Below are 4664 nucleotides of genomic sequence, written 5' to 3'. Positions count from 1 at the left end.
GCCCTCATCGTCTTCATTGATGTGATGAAGGAACTACCTGCGACGCTGCTGCTTCGCCCCTTCAATTTCGAGACGCTCGCAACCCGCACCTATCGTCTCGCTGCGGATGAGCGGATCGCAGAGGCGAGCACCGCGGCGCTCACCATTGTGTTGCTCGGCATTCTGCCGACCATCCTTCTCAGCTTCTCCATTGCCCGGAGCGGAACGCCGCCCAAGCCGCCTTACACGGAAAAGTGATGGCGGGAGCCGCCCTTCATGCGAAAATTCCGAAACAGAAACGCTCGCATGAAAGAAAAGTGACACAATTGTCATAATTTTGGCCGGGTGAGAGGGGTATGACTCTCCCCATCTGCCAAAGCTGACTTTCGTATATGGAGCATGAATGCGCCCCCTTCTGGTCGCCCTTGCCACAAGTATCTGCCTCTCCGCCCCTGCTCTTGCGGACGAACTCTCCCAGAATGTGATCGTCGCGACCGCGACGATGGATCGTTTCGTGGACCGGATCGAGGCGCTTGGCACGACCCATTCCAATGAGAGCGTCGTCATCGCTGCCAATGTGACCGACAAGGTGACGGAAATTCTCTTCGAGGACGGACAGCGGGTGAAGAAGGGCGATCTTCTCGTTGCCATGCGACGCGATGAACAGAAGGCCGCCCTTGCCGCTGCCGAGGCGGTTCTTGCCGAGCGCCGGACTGCCTATGAGCGGGCGCGCGCCCTTGAAAGTCGGCAATACACCACCACCGCGCAGCTTCAGGAGCGGCAGGCCGCGCTCTTCGAAGCCGAAGCGCTTCGCGATGCCGCAAAGGCGCGTCTTGAGGACCGGGAGATCCGCGCGCCATTCGACGGCGTTGTCGGCCTGCGCAATATCAGCATCGGCGCGCTGGTGACGCCGGGCGAGCGCATTACCACGCTTGATGATCTCGACACGATCAAGCTCGACTTCACCGTGCCCGCCGTCTATCTCGCCGCCATTCAGCCCGGCCTCGAAATCATTGCGCGGACGACAGCGCTGCCGGGGCGTGAATTTCGCGGCGAAATGAGCAGTGTGTCTTCTCGGGTCGATCCGGTGACGCGCTCTGTCACGGCACGCGCGCTGATCGACAACAAGGACCATGCGCTTCGGCCGGGCCTTTTGATGACCGTGCAACTCATGACAAATACGCGCATGGCGATCGTCATCCCGGAAGAAGCACTGGTCCCTTCGGGAACAGATAATTTCGTCTTTGTCATAGAAAATGAGAGGGCCGAACGGCGCGAAGTGAAGATCGGCGCGCGGCGACCGGGTGAAGTTGAAATCCTTGCCGGGCTTTCGGAAGGCGATCGTGTTGTCACCCATGGCACAATGCGACTGCGCGACGGGCAGAAGGTCAAGGTTATCGAGGAGCAACGACAGGGCCATGCAATCGGCCATCTGATCGGCGGCACCACGGCTATTCAGTAAGGAGACGACCGATGAAACTTTCGGATGTCTCCATCACGCGGCCCGTCTTCGCGGCTGTGATGAGCCTCCTGCTGGTGGCCTTCGGCATTGTTGCCTTTGACCGGTTGCCGCTTCGCGAGTATCCCGACATCGATCCGCCCATTGTTTCGATCACCACCGATTACCGGGGCGCGGCGGCGGCTGTCGTCGAGACACGGATTACCGAGCGCATAGAAGAGCGGATTGCGGGCATTGAAGGCATTTCCTTCATCCAGTCCTCCAGCCGCGACGGGCGCTCGCGCATCACCGTCGAGTTCCGGCCGGGGCGCGATATTGATGCGGCGGCAAATGACATTCGTGACCGCGTCTCCGGCATTCTGGATGATCTGCCGCAGGAAGCGGACGCGCCGGACATTCAGAAAGTCGATTCCAGCGATGATGTGATCATGTGGCTGAACCTTGTCAGCCCGCATATGAACGTGCTGGAGCTGACGGACTATGCGGAACGCTATCTCGTGGACCGTTTTTCGACGCTGGATGGCGTTGCCCGTGTACGACTGAGCGGCGCGCGGCATTATGCCATGCGCATCTGGCTCGACCGCACGGCGCTCGCGGCACGCCAGCTCACCGTCAATGATGTGGAACAGGCGCTGCGGGCGGAGAATGTGGAACTGCCTGCGGGAAGCGTTGAGTCCACGCAACGCCAGTTCACCGCGCGTGTCGAGCGAGGCTACAAGACGCCTGAGGATTTCCGCGCGCTTGTGCTGCGTCAGGGTCCCGACGGTTATCTCGTGCGGCTCGGGGATGTGGCGCGTGTCGAACGCGCGGCAGCGGAAGAACGCACTTTCTTCCGTGGCAACAAGGTGCAGATGATCGGCATCGGCATCATCAAGCAATCGACCGCAAACACGCTCGCGGTTGCGACCGCCGCCAAGGAAGAGGCGGCGCGCATTGCGCCCTCGCTCCCCGAAGGGATGGAGTTTCGCCAGAGCTATGACAGCAGCATCTTCATCGAAGGCGCGATTGCCGAAGTGTACAAGACGCTCGGCATTGCGCTCATTCTTGTGGTGCTGACCATCTTCCTCTTTCTCGGCAGCCTGAGGGCGACGCTCATTCCGGCCGTCACCGTACCGGTCTCGATCATTGCGACCTTTCTCGTTCTCTATATTGCCGGTTTCTCGATCAATCTGCTCACACTGCTCGCCTTTGTGCTCGCGATCGGCCTTGTGGTCGATGACACGATTGTGGTGATCGAGAATATCTATCGCCGCCTTGAAACAGGCGAGACGCCGCTTGTCGCCGCTTTCCTTGGCACGCGGCAGGTGGGGTTTGCCGTCATAGCGACAACCATTGTGACGATTGCCGTTTTCGTTCCCCTCACCTTTATTGAAGGTGAGGTGGGGCGCCTCTTCACCGAATTTGCGATCACGATTTCGGCGGCGGTTGCCTTCTCCAGCTTTGTGGCGCTCAGCCTGTCGCCCATGCTCGCCTCGAAACTTGCGAGTCAGACGGCATCGCCCTCGCGCGTCTCGCTTGCCGTCGAGCGGCTCCTGGCGCGGGTGAATGCACTCTACACGCAAGTTCTCACCCGGACGCTTGCCCGCCCCCTTCCCGTCTTCATCATTTTCGGTGTCGTCTTCGCTGGTGCCTATCTGATCTTTGCGGCGACGCCATCCGAATATGCGCCGCGCGAAGATCGCGGCACTTTCTTTGTCATGGTGAATGCGCCGGAAGGGGCATCCTACGACTATACCGCCGCCTATATGACCGAAATCGAGGAACGGCTGATGCCGCTTGTCGAGGCGGGCGAGATCGACCGGCTGCTCGTGCGCGCGCCGCGCTCCTTCGGCACGACATCGACCTTCAATGATGGTGTCGCAACCGTCATCCTGCATGACTGGTCGGTGCGCCGATCTGCATGGGAGATCATGGCGGATATACGCCAGCGCACCGCCGATCTGCCGGGCGTGACCATTTCGCCTGTCATGCGCGCAGGCTTTGGCGGCGGCACGTCAAAGCCGGTGCAATTCGTAATCGGGGGCGGCACCTATGAGCAGCTTCGCGAATGGCGCGACATATTGCTCACCGCGATTGCAGAGGAGAATCCGCGCCTCATTGCTGTCGATCACGACTACAAGGAAACCAATCCGCAGCTTCGGGTGGAAATTGACCGCGACAGCGCGGGCGATCTCGGTGTGCGGGTCGAGACTGTCGGGCGCACGCTGGAATCGCTATTCGGCTCACGCATCGTGACCACCTATACCGAAGACGGCGAAGAATATGATGTCATCATCGAAGGCGAGCGCAACATGCAGCGCACGCCAAGCGATATGAGCAACATCTATGTCCGCTCGGATCGCACGGGCGACCTCATTCCGCTTGCCAATCTCGTCACCATTCACGAGATGGCAGGGCCGTCGAGCCTCAACCGCTATAACCGCGTGCGCGCCATCACCATCGAGGCTGATCTTGGTGATGGCTATACGCTGGGCGAGGCGCTTTCCTATCTTGAAAATCTCGCGGCGGAGCGTCTGCCGGAAAGCGTCACCATCGACTACAAGGGCCAGTCGCTGAAGTTCAAGGAATCTGGGAGCGCGCTCGCATTCGTTTTCGCGCTAGGCATCATCGTCGTCTTTCTGGTGCTCGCTGCGCAGTTTGAAAGCTTTGTGCATCCTTTCGTTATCATCACCACCGTGCCGCTTGCGGTGGCGGGTGGCCTTTTCGGCATCTGGCTCACAGGCGGCACGCTCAATCTCTATACGCAGATCGGCCTCATCATGCTGGTCGGCCTTGCGGCAAAGAACGGTATCCTCATCGTCGAGTTTGCAAACCAGCTTCGTGATGAAGGACGGAACTTCCATGATGCGCTGGTGGAAGCGGCGGGCATTCGCCTGCGCCCCATCCTGATGACGGCCGTCACCACGGCGTCGGGCGCGCTGCCGCTGATTTTCTCGTTTGGCGCCGGTGCGGAAACACGCTCGGCCATAGGCGTCGTGATCCTTTTCGGAATCATCGCCACCACGGCCTTCACGCTTTTCGTGGTGCCGGTTGCCTATCAGACCTTTGCGCGGCGCACCGGCTCTCCCGGCGACACGCAGCGTCGGCTTGAGGCAGAAATGGCGGCTCCCGTCCTTCGGCGGACACCGGCGAACGGGGCGGAGTAGAGGCGCGGCGCTGCCTTGACTTTCCTTTCCGGCGACCAACTTCACTGCACATGGACTGGATTGCCGCACGGAAAAAATAT

General features: G+C 60.3%; 2 protein-coding genes and 1 pseudogene. All 3 read left to right on the top strand.

The annotated features are described in order from the left end of the window. A pseudogene (locus WBF74_RS11045) lies at positions 1 to 237 on the top strand (iron ABC transporter permease); the annotation flags it as partial. Between the two features lie 145 nt (positions 238 to 382). Continuing rightward, a complete protein-coding gene (locus WBF74_RS11040) occupies positions 383 to 1441 on the top strand; it encodes an efflux RND transporter periplasmic adaptor subunit (protein ID WP_424439548.1) in 1059 nt (352 codons plus the stop codon). Positions 1442 to 1452: 11 nt separating this feature from the next. After that, the gene (locus tag WBF74_RS11035) at positions 1453 to 4584 is read left to right on the top strand and encodes an efflux RND transporter permease subunit (RefSeq protein WP_424439545.1); all 3132 of its coding nucleotides are present in this window, start codon (positions 1453 to 1455) and stop codon (positions 4582 to 4584) included. Positions 4585 to 4664 lie beyond the last annotated feature (80 nt).

It is taken from the genome of Parvibaculum sp., from assembly GCF_049672805.1.
In the GTDB taxonomy this organism is placed as follows: domain Bacteria; phylum Pseudomonadota; class Alphaproteobacteria; order Parvibaculales; family Parvibaculaceae; genus Parvibaculum.
This window is presented reverse-complemented; position numbering and strand designations above follow the sequence as displayed.